Origin of the sequence: Mycolicibacter sinensis, from assembly GCF_001673565.1 — a bacterium.
Classification (GTDB): Bacteria; Actinomycetota; Actinomycetes; order Mycobacteriales; family Mycobacteriaceae; genus Mycobacterium; species Mycobacterium sinense_C.
In genome coordinates this window covers 1-18,335 of the sequence record NZ_LZMF01000077.1, presented here as the reverse complement: position 1 = coordinate 18,335, position 18,335 = coordinate 1, and the positions used below count along the sequence as shown (strand labels likewise).

The window sequence follows — 18,335 nt, the reverse complement described above, 5'->3', positions numbered from 1 at the left end:
GCCGATGCGATGCGGATGCTGACGCTGCCCGCCACGGTGGCGCTGTATGCCGAGCGATCCTGGCCGCGGCACCGCAGGCTCAGTGCGACCGAGGGCAGATCGGCCGCCCTGGTCGAGCTGCTCGAGCGGATCTGCGGGGCCGCGGAGCGTCTTGCCGCCCTGTTGACCGACGAGTCACTGGTCGGAGCGCATCTGGTGCTGACCGCTGAGCGCGTGGTGGCGGCCGAAGCCGTCCGGACCTTGGGGACACTGGCCCTGACCGGGGTGCGCGTCGACGAGCTGATCATCAATCAGATTTTGCTGCAAGATGATTCCTACATCTATACCAATCTGCCCGCCCATCCGGCGTTTGACTGGTACGCCGAACGGATTCGCGAACAGCACGGCGTTTTGGAAGAACTGGACCGCGCCATCGGTGACGTGGCGATGGTGCTGATTCCGCATCTGGCGGGCGAACCGATCGGGCCCAAGGCACTGGCCGAACTCCTCGAGGGCGCCCGGCGCCGCGACGGGTCGGCGCCGCCGGGACCGGTGCGGCCGGTGGTGGACCGGGAGTCGGGTTCCGGACTGGGGGCGGTGTACCGGTTGCGGCTAGAGTTGCCCCAGGTCGATTCCGGTGCGCTCAGTCTGGGGCGGTCCGGGGACGACCTGATCATCGGTGCCGGCGGCACCAGACGCCGAGTCCGGCTGGCGTCGGTGCTGCGGCGATGCACGGTTGTGGACGCAACGTTGCGTGGCAGCGAATTGACGGTGCGTTTCCGGCCGGACCCACAGGTGTGGCCGGTCAGCAGGGACGAGGAGGTGCGGCGTTGAGCGCTGGCGCGCACCCCGATCTGGGCGAGCTGGGACCCGAGTTGCGCAAGCTCGCCCAGGCGATCCTGGACCGTCTCGATCCGGCGGTGCGGGCGGCGGCGCTGCTGGCGGCATCCGGTGACGGGCCGGGCAAGTGTCAGCAGGTGTGGTGCCCGGTGTGTGCGCTGGCGGCGTTGGTCACCGGGGAGGAACATCCGTTGCTCACCGTCATCGCCGAGCACAGTGTCGCGTTGTTCGAGGTGATCCGGGCGGTGGTCGGTGAGACCGGCAAGGCTCCAGACCCGCCCCAGGGTCCGCCCCCCGGCGGGGACGAGGGCGCGCCGGCCCGGTCCGGCTACCAGCCCATCCCGGTCACCATAGAAAAATGAGCGCAGTGAACGCCGATGACTAAGCAACCTAAGGAATTCCGGGGAATCGTCCGTGTGACGAATCACCGTGTGGCCGTAGCCACGCGTGGTCGGTAAAGTTGGCGCGAACACGGCCGATGTTCGTGGGTAGGAGGGAGGGGCCATGTGGTATTGGCTGTTCAAGTACGTACTCCTGGGGCCCCTGTTGGCCCTGATCGGTCGTCCCAAAGTCGAGGGTTTGGAGAACATCCCCGACGAGGGTGCGATGATCCTCGCCAGTAATCACCTGGCCGTCATGGACAGCTTCTACCTGCCGCTGGTGGTCCGTCGCCGGATCACCTTCCTGGCCAAGTCCGAATACTTCACCGGGACCGGGATCAAGGGCTGGTTCACCCGCTGGTTCTACACCGCGGTCGGGCAGGTGCCCATCGACCGCACCGATGCCGACGCCGCGCAGGCCGCGCTGACCACCGCGGAGCGGATCCTCAAAGACGGCAAGCTGCTGGGCATCTACCCCGAGGGCACCCGGTCACCCGACGGCAGGTTGTACAAGGGCAAGACCGGCCTGGCGCGGCTGGCCCTGCACTCCGGCGTCCCGGTGATTCCGGTCGCCATGGTCGGAACCAATGTGGTCAACCCGCCGGGGACCAAGATGCTGCGGTTCGGCCGGGTCACGGTCCGGTTCGGCAAGCCGATGGACTTCTCCCGCTTCGACGGGATGGCCGACAACCGGTTCATCGAGCGCGCCGTCACCGACGAGGTGATCTACGAGCTGATGGGTCTGTCCGGCCAGGAGTACGTCGACATCTACGCGGCCAGTCTCAAAAACGGTGCCCCGCAACAAGATGGGGCAACGGCTCAGCCGGTCGCCCGGTTTCCGGAAACCGCCGCAGGCTGATCCGGGATCGGCCGGCGGGCCTGCTTGAGCGTCGCGCCGGCTGTGACGATCACCGTCAGCGCCCACCACACGTACGACGTCCCGGCCAGTTGACGCCACCACGCCGCGGCGGCCTCGTGATGCTCGGGCAGTAACTCGATCGGACTGCGCATCATCAGCGCCACCCCGAGCGCGCTGAGCACGCCCAGCGCGATCGCCCGGTGCCGGTAGGCCAGTACGCCGGTCACCACCACGGTCGGCAGCATCCACACCCAGTGGTGTGACCACGACACCGGGGAGACCACCAACCCGAACAGTGCCACGCAGATCAGCGCCATGATCGGCGCCTCGGCGAAGTTCTGGCTCAGTACCCGGCGGGCCGCCCACACCGTCAGCGCCAGTACCAGCAGGCAGCCCACCAGCCACAGTGCCGAGCGCTGATGTTCGCCCAGTGGCAGCCGAGCCAGCGCCCCGGCCAGGTTCTGGTTGGTGTTCAGCGTGGCCCCGCCGATGCGGTCGGTGTTGCGGACGGTGTGCGTCCAGTACTGCCAGGAGTCGCTCCAGGCCAATGCGAAGCCCATCAGCGTCGCCGCCAGAAACGACACCAGCGTGGTCACCGCGGCGCGGCCGTCGCGGCGCAGCAGGAAATAGAGCAGGAACACCGCCGGGGTCAGTTTCAGCGCGACCGCCACTCCCAGCAGTGCGCCGCGCGGCCAGTAGGTGCGGCGCGGCACGCAGTCGGCGATCACCAGCGTCATCAGCACCGCGTTGACCTGACCGAAGTCGAAGTTGGACCAGATCGGTTCGGCGTCGAGCCAGATGGCCGCCGCGACGATCGCCGCGGCCACCACACCCCGCCGCCACCACGCCGGGCCGTCGCCGACGCCGACACCGAGGCCGGTGAGCACGATGGTGAGGGACAGCACCAGCAGCAGCGTCGAGACGACGGTCAGCGCAGCGGTGCCGACGCCCAACGGCACCCAGGTGAGCGGGGCGAACAGCACCGCAGCGATCGGGGGATAGGTGAAAGGCAGCACCGTTCCGTCGATCTGGGTGGCAAACCAGTCATCACCGTAGAGCGGAAGGCCGTCGCGCCAGGCCTGCGCGGCCATCCGGTAGACGTCGACGTCGATGTGATATGGCGTGCTGCCGAGCGCCCGCCACGTCGTGTAGCCCAGCGCCCCGATCGCCAGCAGGGCGAAAATCCACCAACCGGCGCCGCCCCCGTGCCGACGGCCCGGGTCGGGCGGCCGCGATGTACTCATGTCGCCGCACAGCCTATCGGGTGGCTGCCGTCGACCAGGTTTCGCCGGGCCGCACCGGCGGTGATCTGGGCGTCGGGTGCCGCGGTGGCGTACGTTCCATTAGGTGCTCGAATGGTTCCGCGACGACATCATCGACCGCGGCAGATTACCGCTGCTGTGCTGCCTGCTCGCGTTCCTGCTGACGTTTCTGGTGACCCGCTCCGTGGTCCGCTACATCCGCAGCACCGCCGGGCGCGTCGACACCCCCCGGTGGTGGCAGCCGCGCAACGTGCACATCGGTTCAAAGCACATCCACCACGTGGTGTTCGGGGTCGTGCTGGTGATGGTCGCCGGGGTGACGCTGGTGGCGGCGGGCCCCAACGGGCACGAGCCGGCGTTCAGCTTCGCCGCGATCGCGTTCGGGGTCGGCGCCGCGTTGGTGCTCGACGAGTACGCGCTGATCCTGCACCTGTCCGACGTGTACTGGGAAGAGGACGGGCGCGCCTCGGTGGACGCCGTATTCGCCGCGACCGCGGTGGCCGGACTGCTGGTGCTGGGCTTTCACCCCCTGACGTTCATGTTGTCGACGTGGCACGACACCTCCTCGCCGCTGATCCGCACCGGGGTGTTGGCCGGACTGGTGATGGCGCTGCCGCTGGGCGTGGTGGTGCTGCTCAAGGGCAAGGTGTGGACCGGGCTGATCGGGATGTTCTTCTTCCCGCTGCTGGTGATCGGCGCGGTCCGGCTGTCCCGGCCGCACGCACCGTGGGCGCGGTGGCGCTACCTGGCCAAGCGCGAGCGGATACACCGCGCGCTGGAGCGGGAACGTCGGCTGCGACGCCCGGTGGTGCAGGCCAAGCTCTGGCTGCAGGACGCCATTGCGGGCCGGCCCCAGGTGCCCAACGAGCAGGTCGTCGACGCCGAACTCAACCGCGAGGTGCGGGCGGCAGCGGCGCCGACGGAGCCGATCATGATCCGACGGCCGCGAGTACCCCCCGGGCGGATCCCCGAGCGTCCGGCGCCCAACCGGGCGGTCGCGGAGGCCTCGGCGCCGACTAGGCCCTTCGTTATCCCTCCGGTGCGCAGGCCGGGGGGTCCGCGCTGGTGAGGTACTTCTACGACACCGAGTTCATCGAGGACGGCCGCACCATCGAGCTGATCTCGATCGGCGTGGCAGCCGAGGATGGCCGCGAGTACTACGCGGTGTCCACCGAATTCGATCCCGCCCGCGCCGGGCAGTGGGTTCGCAACCACGTGCTGCCCAAGTTGCCCTCGCCGGCGTCGCAGGCGTGGCGCTCGCGCAGCAGGATCCGCGCCGACCTCGAGGAATTCCTCGGTGTCGAGAGCGGGGAGCCGATCGAATTGTGGGCCTGGGTCGCGGCCTACGACCACGTGGTGCTCTGCCAACTGTGGGGCACGATGCCCGACCTGCCGGCGCCGATCCCGCGTTTCACCCATGAGCTGCGACAGCTCTGGGAGGACCGGGGGCGGCCGCGGCTGCCCCCGCGATCGCCCGGCAGCCACGACGCGCTGGTGGACGCCCGCGACCAGTTGCGGCGCTTCAAGGTGATCACGGCCGACGACGATGCGGGGCGCGGAGCGGACCGTTGAGGAGTTGACCCAGCAACACCGCCACCGAACAGGCCTGATCAGTGCATGTCTGCGCCCGGCTACCATGGTCGGGTGAACTGGACCGTTGACGTACCCATCGACCAGCTGCCGGCGCTGCCGCCGCTGCCCGCGGACCTGCGCGAGCGTCTCGACGCCGCACTGGCTCGGCCGGCCGTTCAGCAGCCGAGCTGGCCCGCTGATCAGGTCAAGCCGATGCGCACGCTGCTGGAAGCGGTACCGCCGATCACCGTGCCCGCCGAGATCGTCCGGCTGAAAGAGCAGCTGGCCCAGGTGGCCCGCGGGGAGGCCTTCCTGCTGCAGGGCGGCGACTGCGCCGAGACCTTCACCGACAACACCGAGCCGCACATCAAGGGCAACATCCGCACCCTGCTGCAGATGGCGGTGGTGCTGACCTACGGCGCCTCCATGCCGGTGGTCAAGGTGGCCCGCATCGCCGGCCAGTACGCCAAGCCCCGCTCGGCCGACGTCGACGCGCTGGGGCTGAAGTCCTACCGCGGTGACATGGTCAACGGCCTGGCCCCGGATGCCGCGGTGCGCGAGCACGACCCGTCCCGGCTGGTGCGGGCCTACGCCAACGCCAGTGCCGCGATGAACCTGGTGCGGGCGCTGACCTCGTCGGGGCTGGCGTCGCTGGAACTGGTCCACGACTGGAACCGGGAGTTCGTTCGCACCTCTCCGGCGGGCGCGCGTTATGAGGCGCTGGCCGGGGAGATCGACCGCGGACTGAAGTTCATGAACGCGTGCGGGGTCGCCGACCGGGAACTGCAGACCGCCGAGATCTACGCCAGCCATGAGGCGCTGGTGCTCGACTACGAGCGCGCCATGCTGCGGATGGCCGACCTCGAAGGCGAACCACAGCTCTACGACCTGTCGGCGCACTTCGTCTGGATCGGGGAGCGGACCCGCCAGCTCGACGGCGCCCACGTCGGGCTGGCCGAGGTGATCGCCAACCCGATCGGCATCAAGCTGGGGCCGACGACCTCGCCCGAGCTGGCGGTCGAATACGTCGAGCGGCTCGACCCGAAGAACGAGCCCGGCCGACTCACGCTGGTCAGCCGGATGGGCAACAACAAGGTGCGCGACTTGCTCCCGGGCATCATCGAGAAGGTGCAGGCCACCGGCCACCAGGTGATCTGGCAGTGCGACCCGATGCACGGCAACACCCACGAGGCCTCCACCGGCCACAAGACCCGGCACTTCGACCGGATCGTCGACGAGGTGCAGGGGTTCTTCGAGGTGCACCACGCGCTGGGCACCCACCCCGGCGGCATCCATCTGGAGTTCACCGGCGAGGACGTCACCGAGTGTCTCGGTGGGGCCCAAGACATTTCGGATGCGGACCTGGGCGGCCGTTACGAGACGGCGTGCGACCCGCGGCTCAACACCCAGCAGAGCCTGGAGTTGTCCTTCCTGGTCGCCGAGATGCTGCGCGGCTGACGGGCCGAGTACCACCGCGAGCAGACACCGAATCGCACAATGTGCCTGTAGGCGGTGCGACGCTGTGTCTGCTCGGCGAAGGGGAGGGGCCTACAGCAGCGCGCCGACGCTGTTGCCCAGCGTCCAGGCGACCGCGGCCACCAGTCCGGTGACCGCGAACAGCACCGCCAGCCAGATCAGCACCATCCGGCGCGCATGCTGGCGCGCGAGCACGAACTGACTCAACTCGATCCCGGCGAATTGCCCTGTCACCAACTGATATTGGGTGTCGGTCGCCCGGTCCTGCGGTTCGCGTGCCATGTGCAGCGTCGGGCGGGGCTGCGCCGCGACGTGCTGTGCGGAGTTGCGCGGGGCCGGCACCCGAAACGCCGGCAGCGCCAACCGTTGGGCGATCGCATCGACGTCACGGGCCATCTCGAGGCCGTCGGCGTACCGGTCAGCCGGGTCGCGTGCGGTGGCTCGGGCCACCAGGTCGTCGAATTCGGGTGGCACACCGTCGATTGCCGAGCTGGGCGGCGGGACGTCATGATCCAGCCGCTGATAGGCGACCGTCAACGCCGAATCGCCGGAGAACGGGGTGCGGCCGGTCAACAACTCGTAGGTGAGTACGCCGGCCCCGTACACGTCACTGGTCGGACCGGCGTTCCCGTCGCGGACCTGCTCGGGTGACAGGTAGGCCGCGGTGCCCAGAATCACGTTGGTCGAGGTGATCCCGGCCGCCGCGATGGCCCGGACCAGCCCGAAGTCGACCACCTTCACGTCGCCGTCGTCGGAGATCAAGATGTTCTCCGGTTTGACGTCGCGGTGCACCAGGCCGGCGCGGTGCGCGATCCCCAGCGCCCCCAGCACCGGGCGCAGCACCGCGGCGACGGCATGCGGGGGCATCGGGCCGCGCTCGTTGAGCAGTTCCCGCAGCGTTCCGCCCTCGACGAGTTCCATCACCAGAAACGGCTGTCCGGGATCGTGCGGGGTGCCGAAACCCTGGTCGTAAACCGCCACCAGCCCCGGGTCCTTGAGTCGGGCGACCGCACGCGCCTCGAGCTGGAAGCGGGTCAGGAACTGCTGATCGCCGGCATAACGCAGGTCCATCACCTTGCACGCCACCGGGCGGTCCAGGCGTTCGTCGAGACCCCGGTAGACCGTGGACGTGCCCCCGGTGGCGATCCGGGTCCCGACCCGGTACCGGCCGTCCAGCAGGGCGCCTTCCAGTGCGTCCGGGCCCCACGGGGAAGTCACCCGGTCATGGTATGCGGGCGGGTGGCCCCGCCGGCGGCTTTAAACTTGTGTCGTGAGCAGCATTCCAGCCGCCGACGATGTCCTAGAACCCGATGAACCGACCTTCGACCTGCCCCGGGTCGCCGACATGCTCGGGGTGCCGGTCACCAAAGTGCACCAGTACCTGCGCGACAACCATCTGGTCGCGGTGCGGCGGGAGGGCGTGCTGGTGGTCCCGCAGGTGTTCTTCACCGCGGACGGGGACGTCGTCAAGAGCCTGCCGGGGTTGCTGGCCGTGCTGCACGACGGTGGCTACCAGCAGACCGACATCGTGCGCTGGCTGTTCACCCCGGACTCGTCGCTGTCGTTGACCCGCGACGGCGTGCGGGAGGCGGTGTCCAACGCCCGCCCCATCGACGCGCTGCACGCCCACCAGGCCCGGGAAGTGATGCGCCGGGCGCAGGCTATGGCGTATTGATCTCAGCCGCCCGCGGCGCCTCGACGGCTTTCGACAGCCGGTACCAGGCGAACAGCGCGCAGGCGCTCGCAGCGATCACATGCAGCCAGGAGTACATGCCGTGCGAGCCGTCCGGCTTGAAGATCACCATGATCCAGGTCGAGGCCGCCGCGATCGCGGCGATCGCCGTCGGTGAGCGCACGACGGTGGCCGCCACCGCCAACGGCCAGGTGTAGTACCAGGGCAGCGCGGCCGGCACGAACAGCACCACGATGAGCATCGCCCAGGCGATCCCGGCCACCGCGGTGCGATCGTCGCGCCGGGACCGCCACCACAGCACCGACAGCACCAGCGCGATCACCGCGACTCCGGTGATCCGGGTGATGTGCAGCACCGCGTAGAAGTTCACCGGTGCGAACAGCCCGCCGACGGCGTGGATCACGTTGGCGGCCGCGGTCGGCACGGTGAGCCAGTTGATGATCTTGACGTTGCCGGCCAGCAGGGCGGTCAGCCAGCCCAGGCCCACCCCGGCCAGGGTCGAGAGCACCGCGAAGACGGCGACGACGATCAGCGCGGAGACAGCCGCTGCCGCCGCGAACGCCCCCGCCGCCGGGTAGCCGCGGCGTTGCCGCAGCCGGCGCATCCACACCCACACCAGGAACGGCAGTGCGATGACGGCGGTGGCCTTGACCGCCGCGGCCAGGGCCACCAGCGTGATTCCGGCCAGGTGGTGGCGCTCCAAGGTCAGGGCGATCCCGGCGATCATCAGGCCGACCATCAGCATCTCGTTGTGGACCCCGCCCATCAGGTGGATGATCACCAGCGGGTTGAGCACCGCGAGGAACAGCGCCGCCGGGGCACTGCCCCCGACCCGGCGAGCCACCCGCGGCGCCGCCCAGATCAACAGCGCCAGACCGGGCAGCATGCACAACCGCAACACCATGGTGCCGACCACCACGTTGTCGCCCACCAGGATCGTCACCAGCTTGGCGATCAAGATGAACGCCGGACCGTAGGGCGCCGTCGTCGCCGACCAGATCGGGCTGACGTCGTCCAGCAGCGGGTTGGGATTTTCGACCGGGCCGACCACATACGGGTCGAAACCGTCGCGCAGCAGCGCGCCCTGGGCCAGGTAGGAGTAGGTGTCGCGACTGAACACCGGAACCGACAGCAGCAGCGGCGCCAGCCAGAAACCGGTGGTCGCGATCAACGTGTATTCGGTGACCGTGCCGTTGATCACGCGTCGGCCCAGACCCAGCCAGGCCACCAGCATGACCGCGACCCCGACCCACAGCAGCACCGACGACAGCACCAGGCCGTGGCCGAAGCGCAGCCAGGACAGGTGCACCGACTCCAGCACCGGGTCCTGGATCCGGGTGCTGCCCGCCCCCAGACCGCCCAGGGTGATCAGCACAGCGCCCAGGCAGCCGCGCCACGCCGCGCCGGACTGCTCGCTGGTGGCGAATCGCCGCAGCCGGGAACGGGTGTCGGCGGCATCAGTGGACACGACCGGGACCGGTGGGGTGGTAGGGGTGGACATCGGCGCTCCGGGTACTCAGGCTGACCGGTCGGCGACCAGGCGAGCCAGGTCGGTCAGTCCGGCTTTGGCGATCTCGTCGATCGGGGCGGCCGCCAGCGCCGACATGGCGCGGCGGGTCAGCACATCGATCCGGTCCTCGACGGCGGCCAGTGCGCCCACCCCCTCGATCACCTCGCACAGCTCGCGGACCTGCGCGTCGGTCAACGCGGTGCCCAACGAAGTGCGTAACCGCTTGGCCGCCAACGGATCCGAGTTGTCGGCCAACTCCACCGCCTCGGCCACCAGCACCGTGCGCTTGCCCGAACGCAGGTCGTCGCCCGAAGGTTTGCCGGTCACCGCCGGATCGCCGAACACGCCCAGCACGTCGTCGCGCAGCTGAAACGCCACGCCCAGGTCGGTGCCCAGTTCGTGGAACAGCGCCTGGATGTCGGGCCGGTCGGCCGCGGCAGCGACCCCCAGTTGCAGCGGGCGCACCACGGTGTAGGAGGCGGTCTTGTAGGTGTTGACCGCCATCGCCGACGCGATCGACTCGACACCGCTGGCCTCGGCGACGATGTCGAGGTATTGCCCGCCGAGCACCTCGGTGCGGATGTCCGACCAGACCCGCCGCACCCGGCGCTGCGCGTCGGCGGGCAGACCGGCGCCGGCGACGATGTCGTCGGCCCAGACCAGTGCCAGGTCACCGAGCAGAATCGCGGCCGATATCCCGAATTGTTCGGGCGCGCCGCGCCAGCCGCGACTGCGGTGCAACTCGGCGAACTTGTGGTGGGTGGTCGGGCTGCCGCGGCGGGTCGCCGAGGCGTCGATCACGTCGTCGTGCACCAGCGCGCAGGCGTGCAGCAATTCCAGCGCCGAGAACAGCAGTAGCTCGTCGTCGAGGGCATCCCGGCCGGTGATGGCGCGCCAGCCCCAGTAGGCGAACGCCGGACGGAGCCGCTTGCCGCCGCCGAGCACGAACTCCTCCAGGCCGGTGATCAGGTGCTGGTAGTCGTCGCCCATGTAGGCGGTGTCGGTACGGCGGGTGCGCAGGTAGGAGCGCAACTGCGCGGTTACCGCGCCGGCCAACTCGACGGCCGACGGTGCGGTTGCTGCGGGTGCCTTGAAGCTCAGCGCGCGTCCCTTTCTCACTCGGCCCGGGCCGGGACCCCCGGCGTGCGTTCAGCGTAGAGTGTGCCACCACGCTCGGGGGGGACTCAGGCAGGCGGCGCGGACGCATGGTCGATAGGCTCAGCGTCTGGTGCCCGTATCGGCCGCGGTGCCGCCCCTGCTTCTCCGCGGAGGGCCGGCGAAGCCCGCCCGCGGCACCGTTGACCGCCTTCGATGAGGAGCAACCTCGTGACCTTGAACACCGTCGCACTCGAGCTGGTCCCGCCCAACGTGGAGCGGGGCCCCGAGCAGACGATCGAGGAGGCGCGCAAGGTCGTGCGGTTCGCGGCCGAGTCCGGCCTGCAGGGGCGGATCCGGCACATCCTGATGCCGAGCATGATCGCCGAGGAGGACGACCGGCCGATCGAGATGAAGCCCAAGCTCGATGTGCTGGACTTCTGGACGGCGATCAAGCCGGAACTGCCGGGCATGGCCGGGTTGTGCACCCAGGTCACCGCGTTCTCCGACGAATCGGCGCTGCGCAGTCGGCTGGGTGATCTGTCCGCGGCCGGCATCGAGGGCGTCGTGTTCGTCGGCGTGCCCCGCACCATGGCCGACGGCGAGGGCTCGGGTGTGCCGCCCACCGACGCGTTGGCGACCTTCCGCGACGAGCTGCCCAACCGCGGCGTCATTCTCATCCCCACCCGCGCCGACGAGATCGGCCGGTTCGACTTCAAGTGCGACCGTGGCGCGACGTTCGGGCTGACCCAGCTGCTGTACTCCGATGCGATCGTGCCGTTTTTGACCGAGTTCGCCCAGCACAGCGACGCGCGCCCGGAGATCCTGCTGTCCTTCGGTTTCGTGCCGACGTTCGAGAACAGGGTCGGGTTGATCAACTGGCTGATCCAGGACCCCGGCAACGCGGCGGTGGCAGCCGAGCAGGACTTCGTCAAGACGCTGTCCGGCAGTGAGCCCGAGCAGCGGCGCAAGCTGATGCTCGACCTGTACAAGCGGGTGATCGACGGGGTCGCCGATCTCGGCTTCCCGCTGAGCATTCACCTGGAGGCGACCTACGGGGTGTCCGCGGCCGCGTTCACCACGTTCGCGCAGATGCTCGAGTACTGGTCGCCGCAGCCCCGCTGAACCGGCCGGCTCAGTCGGCCTCGTCGTGCGCGCTGCGTACCCGCGGTGAGCGGTCGCGGCCTTGCCAGGCGATCAGCGCCACCGCTCCGGCCACCGCCAGCGTCGACAACACCAGCCAGATGGCGGCGCGCGCGAACGAGCGGGTGCTGGGATCGGTGTAACGCGCCTGCGCGCTCATGGTGCTCACCACGCCCGGCTTGAGTCGCCACTGCACCGTGTCCTCGCCGATGCGTTCGCCGTTGGTGGAGGTCACCTCACCCGGGAACGCGACGCTCAATTCGACGTCGGCATCGGGGTCGCTGAGCGAGGTGAGATCCACTCGGCCCTCCAGGATCACCAGATTGCCGGCGCGGCGCAGCGCCAGGTTCACCCCGGCCGCGTCGCGGCTCATCTCGGCCAGCTGGGGTAGTTCGGCGAAGGTCAGGTCGGAGAACACCGCCTGGGAGCCGACGTAGCCGTCCCGCTTGTAGTTGGAGATCGCGAGCTTCTGGGCGAACGGCAGGTCGGCGTTGAGCTTGGGGCCGGTGTCGTTGTCGTTGCGGGGTTTGACCGCCGCGATGATGTGGCCCGACACCTGGTCGTTGGGGGAGACGGTGATGGTGGCCTTGATGCGCACGCAGCCGACCAGGGAAGGCGCGGCGATCAGAAGCAGCCCCACCAGGGCCAGCAGTCGGCGGTACACGGTGAGCCGGGGGGAGCGCCGAACATGCACGGACGTCATCGTGCCAGATCGGCCCGGTTCTGCGCTGCCGATGCCTGCTCCAACGGCAGTGTGCGGCCGAGAATGGCGAACGGCCGGGGGTCGCCGGCGAAGTGGTGACTGCGGATGACGTCGGTGAAACCCAGCCGGCGGTACAGTCGCCAGGCGCGGTTGCGCTCGCCGCTGATCTCCGGGGTGGACAGCAGCACGTTGGCCTCGGGACGCCCGGCGAGCAGCCGCCGCGCCAGCGCCTCGCCCAGGCCGCTGCCCTGCGATTGCGGCAGCACGTGCAACTCGGTCAGCTCGAAGTAGCTGGTCATCAGGCGGGAGATGTCGGGCCGGGGCAGGCCGCGGCGCTGCAGGCCCATCACCACCTGCTGCTGCCACCACTGATCGGGTGCTCCGCAGTAGCCGTAGGCGATTCCCAGCATCTCGGCGCCGGATCCGCCGTCTCCGCCGTCCAGGGCGGCCACCGCCTGCCACCCGCGCCGGCGGGTGTGGTCCAGCCACATCGCCGCACGTTGGTTCTCGGTGCCCGGCGGGTAGCCCATCGCGGTGACGTACACCCGCAGCGCCTCGCCGAGACGGTCCGCCATGTCATGCGGCGACAGGTCGATGAGCAATGTCGCCAACGTGCAGGTTCCTTTCCCGGCCGGTGGTAGGGCGTGCCGGACCTATTATCCGGCGGACGTCGGTGGTTGTGGATCGGCATCGCCGGACCGCGGCTACAATCAGCTGACGAAGCCTGTGGTACACCGCAGGTCGACCTCGTATTATCAGTATTAGATGCCCGCACAGGCGCAGCCAGCGGTGGGCAGTGATGTGAGCGGCCGTCGGCAAGGAGGGACGAATGCCACTCTCCGATCATGAACAGCGCATGCTCGATGAGATCGAGAGCGCCCTCTACGCCGAGGACCCGAAGTTCGCTTCCAGCGTTCGCGGCGGTGCCCTGCGCACCCCGACCACCCGGCGGCGGATTCAGGGCATGGCACTGTTCTTGGTCGGGCTGGTGATGCTGGTCTCGGGCATCCCGTTCTACGCGACGGTCAATCCCGGATTCTTAATCCTGAGCGTGCTGGGCTTCGTCGTCATGTTCGGTGGCGTGATCTTCGCCATCACCGGCAAACATGCCGCTGCGGGCCGCGATGGCGCGGCCAGGACCGGCGGCAGCCAGCAGCGCCGGGTCAAGGGCGGCAGCGGGACGTTCGCCAGCCGTATGGAGGACCGGTTCCGCCGCCGCTTCGAGCCGTAACGCGGCACCGGTGAGGTGACAGGGCAGCCGATCGGCTGCCCTTTTTCATTGGCGCATCCGGGTGGGCGTTCGATGCCGGCGCGACTCTGGCGGCCGGTTAGCCCCACTTCGCCCCACTTCGCTTTCGCCTGGCTGACCAGGCTATTTCGCGGCGTCGCCGACCGCTGTAGGCGAAGGTGAGCCGGAAAACCCGCGGACAAGTGGGGAAGCGGGGGGAAACTGGACCGCTAAATGGTGCGGAGTGGGTGATTGTGGGGTATTGTGGGCTGACGTCATCGAGTGGGTGGGAGGTAGCCGATGTTCCTCGGCACCTACACGCCCAAGCTCGACGACAAGGGGCGGCTCACACTGCCCGCGAAGTTCCGTGACGCACTGGCAGGAGGGTTGATGGTCACCAAGAGCCAGGACCACAGCCTGGCCGTGTATCCGCGGGCAGAGTTCGAGCAGCTGGCCCGCCGCGCGGCCAAGGCGTCGCGCAGTAACCCGGAGGCGCGGGCATTCCTGCGCAACCTGGCCGCCGCCACCGATGAACAGCATCCCGACGGCCAGGGCCGGATCACGTTGTCACCGGATCACCGGCGCTACGCCAACCTGTCCAAGGATTGCGTGGTCATCGGCTCGGTCGACTACCTCGAGATCTGGGACGCGCAGGCCTGGAGCGACTACCAGCAGACCCATGAAGAGAACTTCTCCGCGGCCAGCGATGAAGCACTCAGCGACATCATCTGAGGCACCCGCCCGTGCCTCGTGGCCTCTGTCCGAACCGACCCTGACGTACTTCCCCAACGTCAGGTTCGCGCTGTCGGGCAGGGACCTCGAGGCAGGGGCGGCCCAGAGACGGGGAGGTGTTGCGGTGGCCGAGCAGGGCGAATTCGGGCACGTGCCGGTGCTACTCGAGCGCTGCGTGGAACTGCTGGCCCCGGCACTGACTCGGCAGTCTCCCGACGGTCACGGCGCCACCCTCGTGGACGCGACCCTGGGAGCCGGCGGCCACACCGAACGGTTTCTGACCGAGTTCCCCGGACTGCGGGTGATCGGCCTCGACCGGGACACCACCGCACTCGGTATCGCCGGCGCCCGGTTGGCCCGTTTCGCCGATCGGCTGCACACGGTCCACACCCGCTACGACGGAATCAGCGCCGCGCTGGCCGAAACGGGCTTGGCCGCAACGGCGTCCGTCGACGCGGTGCTGTTCGACCTCGGGGTTTCCTCGATGCAGCTCGACCGGTCGGAGCGGGGCTTCTCCTACGCTCACGACGCCCCGCTGGACATGCGGATGGATCCCGAGGGGGAGCTGACGGCCGCGGACATCATCAACACCTACGACGCGGCGGCGTTGACCGACATCCTGCGGCGTTTCGGCGAGGAACGCTTCGCATCCCGGATCGCCTCGCACATCGTCCGCCGCCGGGCGCAGACACCGTTCACGTCGACGAGCGAGCTGACCGCCCTGCTCTACGAGGCGATTCCGGCGCCGGCGCGGCGTACCGGGGGGCACCCGGCCAAGCGGACGTTCCAGGCGCTACGGATCGCGGTCAACGGTGAACTGGACTCGCTGCGCGATGCTCTTCCGGCGGCGCTGAACGCCCTGGCGGTGGGCGGGCGCATCGCGGTGATGTCCTACCAATCGCTGGAGGACCGCATCGTCAAGCAGTTGTTCGCCGCGGTGACCACGTCGCGCACCCCGGTCGACCTGCCGGTCGAGTTGCCCGGTGACGAACCGACTTTCACCACGTTGACCCGGGGTGCCGAACGGGCTCAACCGGATGAGATCGAGCGCAACCCGCGGGCCGGGTCGGTCCGGCTCCGGGCCGTGCAGCGGGTGACGAACGGGCCGATTACGGCATCGAGGGGGAACTGATGGCGACCAAGCGCAAACCTGCTGCCCGGCAAGGCGACCGCCGCCGCAACCCCGAAGGCGCGACCCGCACCGGGCCGCGCCGCTCCAACGAGGCGCCGCAATCGCGGCGTCTGCGCCGCCAGCACCCGAATGCGCCCGCCCCCGGGCGCGAATCGCGGCCACGGTCGGGGCCGCAGAACGCGGCGCTGCCGCGTCCCGACACCAGGCCGGCACCACCGAAGAACACCAAGCAGGCCAAAGCGCGGGCCAAGGCACGAAAGGCCAAGGCGCCCAAGGTGGTGCGTGTCCCGCTACGGGAACGCCTGATCACCCGGCTGGCGTCGGTCGACCTGCGGCCGCGCACGCTGGCGGCCAAGGTTCCGTTCGTCGTGCTGATCATCGGCTCGCTCGGCATCGGCCTGGGCATCACGCTGTGGCTGTCGACGGACGCCGCCGAGCGCTCGTATCAGCTGGGCAATATCCGGGAACACAACCGGGTGCTCATGCAGCAGAAGGAGGCGCTCGAGCGTGACGTGCTCACCGCCGAATCGGCGCCGGCACTGGCCGAGGCGGCGCGCGAGCTCGGCATGATCCCGACCCGCGACACCGCGCATCTGGTCCAGGACCCGGCCGGCAACTGGGTCGTGGTGGGCGTTCCGAAGCCGGCCGAAGGGGTGCCGCCGCCACCGTTGAACACCAAACTGCCCGACGATCGACCGGTATCGCCGCCGGCCGAGGTTCCGGTCCGGGTGCCGCCCGCCGGGCCGAAGCTGGACAGCCGGCATCTGCCCACCCCGGCTGCGCCCGCTCCGGCGGTGCCTTCTCCGGCCACGCCGGGCGCGCCCCTGATCATTCCGGGCCTGCCCGGGATGCCCGCCGCACCCGGCGCGCCACTGTCCGGTCCGCCGCCGGGTCCCATGCTCGACATCCCGCCAGTCGCCCTGCCGCCGGAGGCTGTGCTGCCCCCGGCGACGGAGCTGCCCCCACAGGCTGTGCTTCCTCCGGCGACGGTGCTGCCGCCCGAGGCGGCATTGCCGCCGGTGCTCCCGGGAGCCGCGCGATGAGACGGCCGGCGCGGGGGACCGGCCCGACGCGCCGCGCCGACGGTTCCAGCACAGCCCGCCGCAAGGCCGGCCGGGTCACCAAACCCAGCAAGCAGGCCAAGCCCGGTAAAGCAGCGAAAGTGACGCAGCCGGAAGGACATTCGGCCCGCGACCGTCGGACCCGGCACGCCACCGAGTTGGGTTCGCGCAGCGCGTCATTCGTCTTCCGGCACCGCACCGGCAACGCCGTCATCTTCCTGGTGCTGGCCCTGGCCGCGGCACAGCTGTTCTATCTGCAGGTCCCCCAGGCATCCGGACTGCGCGCCGAGGCCGCCGGACAGCTCAAGGTCACCGATGTCCAACAAGCCATGCGCGGCGACATCATCGACCGCACCGGCGACAAACTGGCATTCACCATCGAAGCCCGCGCCTTGACCTTCCAGCCGATCAAGGTCGGCAAGCAACTCGAAGAGGCCAAAAAGAAGAATCCCGCCGCGCCCGATCCGCAGCGCCGGCTGCAGGAGATCGCCAAGGAGATCGCCGGTCGGCTCGGCAACAAACCGGATGCGGCGACGCTGCTGAAGAAGCTGCGCAGCAACGAGACCTTCGTCTACCTGGCCCGCGCCGTCGAGCCGGCGCTGGCCGAGGCGATCATCGACAAGTGCCCGGAAGTCGGCAGCGAGCGCCAAGACCTGCGGCAGTATCCGGGCGGGTCGTTGGCGGCCAACATCATCGGCGGCATCGACTGGGACGGCCACGGCCTGTTGGGCCTGGAGGACTCGATGGACGCCGTGCTGGCCGGCACGGACGGCTCGATCACCTACGACCGCGGCTCCGACGGCGTGGTGATCCCGGGCAGCTACCGCAACCGGCACCGGGCCGTCAACGGGTCGACGATCCAGCTCACCCTCGACGACGACATCCAGTTCTACGTCCAGCAGCAGGTTCAGCAGGCCAAGAACGTCTCCGGCGCGCGCAACGCCACCGCGGTGGTGCTCGACGCCAAGAGCGGCGAAGTGCTGGCGATGGCCGGCGACAACACCTTCGACCCGTCCCAGGACATCGGGCGGCAAGAGCACCGGCAGCTCGGCAACCCGGCGGTGTCGTCGCCGTTCGAGCCGGGCTCGGTCAACAAGCTCATCACCGCCGCCTCGGTCATCGAGTACGGACTGAGCAATCCCGATGAGGTGCTGCAGGTCCCCGGATCGATCAACATCGCCGATGTCACCGTCGGCGACGCCTGGGAGCACGGCGTCGCGCCGTACACCACGACCGGGATCTTCGGTAAGTCCTCCAACGTCGGCACCCTGATGCTGGCACAGCGGGTGGGCCCGGAGCGCTGGTTCGAGATGCTGGAGAAGTTCGGCCTGGGGCAGCGCACCGGGGTGGCGCTGCCCGGCGAGAGCGCCGGCCTGGTTCCGCCGGTCGATCAGTGGTCGGGCAGCTCGTTCGCCAACCTGCCGATCGGCCAAGGCCTTTCGATGACGTTGCTGCAGATGGCCGGCATGTACCAGGCCATTGCCAACGACGGCCTGCGGATCCCGCCGCGGATCATCAAGGCGACCATTGCCCCCGACGGCACCCGCACCGAGGAACCCCGGCCCGACGGTGTGCGGGTGGTCACCGAGCAGACCGCGGCGACCGTGCGCAACATGCTGCGTGCGGTGACCCAGCGCGACCCGACCGGGGTCCAGCAGGGCACCGGGTGG

Annotated in this window: 19 protein-coding genes; 13 read left to right on the top strand and 6 right to left on the bottom strand. The window is 69.5% G+C overall.

The annotated features are described in order from the left end of the window. The 3 genes from A5648_RS12770 to A5648_RS12760 form a co-directional block, all read left to right on the top strand. Positions 1-813, top strand: an 813-nt coding sequence (locus A5648_RS12770) for an ArsA family ATPase (RefSeq protein ID WP_275080645.1), incomplete at its 5' end; no start/stop codon positions are given. After that, on the top strand, positions 810-1,181 hold the full coding sequence (locus tag A5648_RS12765) for a hypothetical protein (RefSeq protein ID WP_065024906.1): 372 nt from the start codon (positions 810-812) through the stop codon (positions 1,179-1,181). The genes A5648_RS12770 and A5648_RS12765, both read left to right, overlap by 4 nt. A gap of 142 nt (positions 1,182-1,323) precedes the next feature. Continuing rightward, positions 1,324-2,058: a lysophospholipid acyltransferase family protein gene (locus A5648_RS12760; RefSeq protein ID WP_065024901.1), complete on the top strand. Its 735-nt coding sequence runs from the start codon at positions 1,324-1,326 to the stop codon at positions 2,056-2,058. Here A5648_RS12760 and A5648_RS12755 read toward each other — a convergent pair. Beyond that, positions 2,019-3,302, bottom strand: coding sequence for a glycosyltransferase 87 family protein (locus tag A5648_RS12755; RefSeq protein ID WP_065024900.1), 1,284 nt, complete (start codon positions 3,300-3,302; stop codon positions 2,019-2,021). The two genes, A5648_RS12760 and A5648_RS12755, sit on opposite strands and share 40 nt — an antisense overlap. A 103-nt stretch (positions 3,303-3,405) precedes the next feature. Here A5648_RS12755 and A5648_RS12750 point away from each other — a divergent pair, with 103 nt between their 5' ends. The 3 genes from A5648_RS12750 (at position 3,406) to A5648_RS12740 (ending at position 6,350) form a co-directional block, all read left to right on the top strand. Next, positions 3,406-4,389: a hypothetical protein gene (locus tag A5648_RS12750; RefSeq protein WP_065024899.1), complete on the top strand. Its 984-nt coding sequence runs from the start codon at positions 3,406-3,408 to the stop codon at positions 4,387-4,389. Further along, positions 4,386-4,892 (top strand): polyadenylate-specific 3'-exoribonuclease AS, encoded by a 507-nt coding sequence (locus tag A5648_RS12745; RefSeq protein ID WP_065024898.1) that lies wholly within the window; start codon positions 4,386-4,388, stop codon positions 4,890-4,892. The genes A5648_RS12750 and A5648_RS12745 overlap by 4 nt, the downstream gene beginning before the upstream one ends. A gap of 72 nt (positions 4,893-4,964) precedes the next feature. Continuing rightward, the gene (locus A5648_RS12740) at positions 4,965-6,350 is read left to right on the top strand and encodes a class II 3-deoxy-7-phosphoheptulonate synthase (RefSeq protein ID WP_065024897.1); all 1,386 of its coding nucleotides are present in this window, start codon (positions 4,965-4,967) and stop codon (positions 6,348-6,350) included. A gap of 90 nt (positions 6,351-6,440) precedes the next feature. On the opposite strand, the gene A5648_RS12735 is transcribed toward A5648_RS12740, so the two are convergent. Then, the gene (locus tag A5648_RS12735; RefSeq protein WP_082966467.1) at positions 6,441-7,586 is read right to left on the bottom strand and encodes a protein kinase domain-containing protein; all 1,146 of its coding nucleotides are present in this window, start codon (positions 7,584-7,586) and stop codon (positions 6,441-6,443) included. 52 nt (positions 7,587-7,638) lie between these two features. On the opposite strand from A5648_RS12735, the gene A5648_RS12730 reads away from it, so the two are divergent. Further along, positions 7,639-8,043, top strand: coding sequence for an Rv2175c family DNA-binding protein (locus A5648_RS12730; protein ID WP_065024896.1), 405 nt, complete (start codon positions 7,639-7,641; stop codon positions 8,041-8,043). Here A5648_RS12730 and A5648_RS12725 read toward each other — a convergent pair. Together A5648_RS12725 and idsA2 are read right to left on the bottom strand one after the other, a co-directional pair. Continuing rightward, positions 8,030-9,562, bottom strand: coding sequence for an alpha-(1->6)-mannopyranosyltransferase A (locus A5648_RS12725; RefSeq protein ID WP_065024895.1), 1,533 nt, complete (start codon positions 9,560-9,562; stop codon positions 8,030-8,032). The two genes, A5648_RS12730 and A5648_RS12725, sit on opposite strands and share 14 nt — an antisense overlap. Before the next feature lie 15 nt (positions 9,563-9,577). Further along, the gene (idsA2, locus tag A5648_RS12720) at positions 9,578-10,627 is read right to left on the bottom strand and encodes a bifunctional (2E,6E)-farnesyl/geranyl diphosphate synthase (protein WP_207511688.1); all 1,050 of its coding nucleotides are present in this window, start codon (positions 10,625-10,627) and stop codon (positions 9,578-9,580) included. A 270-nt stretch (positions 10,628-10,897) separates the two neighbouring features. Here idsA2 and A5648_RS12715 point away from each other — a divergent pair, with 270 nt between their 5' ends. Further along, positions 10,898-11,791: a mycobacterial-type methylenetetrahydrofolate reductase gene (locus A5648_RS12715; protein WP_065024894.1), complete on the top strand. Its 894-nt coding sequence runs from the start codon at positions 10,898-10,900 to the stop codon at positions 11,789-11,791. 10 nt (positions 11,792-11,801) lie between these two features. Here the strand turns inward: A5648_RS12715 and A5648_RS12710 are convergent, their stop codons facing one another. Together A5648_RS12710 and A5648_RS12705 are read right to left on the bottom strand one after the other, a co-directional pair. After that, entirely contained in the window at positions 11,802-12,512 is a 711-nt protein-coding gene (locus A5648_RS12710; RefSeq protein ID WP_065024893.1) for an LppM family (lipo)protein, read from the bottom strand. Beyond that, on the bottom strand, positions 12,509-13,123 hold the full coding sequence (locus A5648_RS12705) for a GNAT family N-acetyltransferase (RefSeq protein WP_065024892.1): 615 nt from the start codon (positions 13,121-13,123) through the stop codon (positions 12,509-12,511). The genes A5648_RS12710 and A5648_RS12705 overlap by 4 nt, the downstream gene beginning before the upstream one ends. Positions 13,124-13,341: 218 nt before the next feature. Here A5648_RS12705 and A5648_RS12700 point away from each other — a divergent pair, with 218 nt between their 5' ends. The 5 genes from A5648_RS12700 to A5648_RS12680 all read left to right on the top strand — a co-directional run. Next, the gene (locus A5648_RS12700) at positions 13,342-13,743 is read left to right on the top strand and encodes a DUF3040 domain-containing protein (RefSeq protein WP_065024891.1); all 402 of its coding nucleotides are present in this window, start codon (positions 13,342-13,344) and stop codon (positions 13,741-13,743) included. Between the two features lie 297 nt (positions 13,744-14,040). After that, positions 14,041-14,472 (top strand): division/cell wall cluster transcriptional repressor MraZ, encoded by a 432-nt coding sequence (mraZ, locus tag A5648_RS12695; protein ID WP_019738354.1) that lies wholly within the window; start codon positions 14,041-14,043, stop codon positions 14,470-14,472. Continuing rightward, a complete protein-coding gene (rsmH, locus tag A5648_RS12690; RefSeq protein WP_082966466.1) occupies positions 14,447-15,604 on the top strand; it encodes a 16S rRNA (cytosine(1402)-N(4))-methyltransferase RsmH in 1,158 nt (385 codons plus the stop codon). The genes mraZ and rsmH overlap by 26 nt, the downstream gene beginning before the upstream one ends. Next, positions 15,601-16,647 carry a hypothetical protein gene (locus A5648_RS12685; protein ID WP_428844336.1) on the top strand — a complete coding sequence of 349 codons (1,047 nt, stop codon included), beginning with the start codon at positions 15,601-15,603 and terminating at the stop codon, positions 16,645-16,647. The genes rsmH and A5648_RS12685 overlap by 4 nt, the downstream gene beginning before the upstream one ends. Continuing rightward, positions 16,644-18,335, top strand: a 1,692-nt coding sequence (locus A5648_RS12680) for a peptidoglycan D,D-transpeptidase FtsI family protein (protein ID WP_065024890.1), incomplete at its 3' end; no start/stop codon positions are given. The genes A5648_RS12685 and A5648_RS12680, both read left to right, overlap by 4 nt.

Bases quoted from the DNA above. Each gene is read 5' to 3' on its own strand.
- A5648_RS12760 (WP_065024901.1), top strand. From the start codon at position 1,324: ATGTGGTATTGGCTGTTCAAGTACGTACTCCTGGGGCCCCTGTTGGCC.
- A5648_RS12755 (WP_065024900.1), bottom strand. From the start codon at position 3,302: ATGAGTACATCGCGGCCGCCCGACCCGGGCCGTCGGCACGGGGGCGGC.
- A5648_RS12725 (WP_065024895.1), bottom strand. From the start codon at position 9,562: ATGTCCACCCCTACCACCCCACCGGTCCCGGTCGTGTCCACTGATGCC.
- A5648_RS12710 (WP_065024893.1), bottom strand. From the start codon at position 12,512: ATGACGTCCGTGCATGTTCGGCGCTCCCCCCGGCTCACCGTGTACCGC.
- A5648_RS12700 (WP_065024891.1), top strand. From the start codon at position 13,342: ATGCCACTCTCCGATCATGAACAGCGCATGCTCGATGAGATCGAGAGC.
- mraZ (WP_019738354.1), top strand. From the start codon at position 14,041: ATGTTCCTCGGCACCTACACGCCCAAGCTCGACGACAAGGGGCGGCTC.
- rsmH (WP_082966466.1), top strand. From the start codon at position 14,447: ATGAAGCACTCAGCGACATCATCTGAGGCACCCGCCCGTGCCTCGTGG.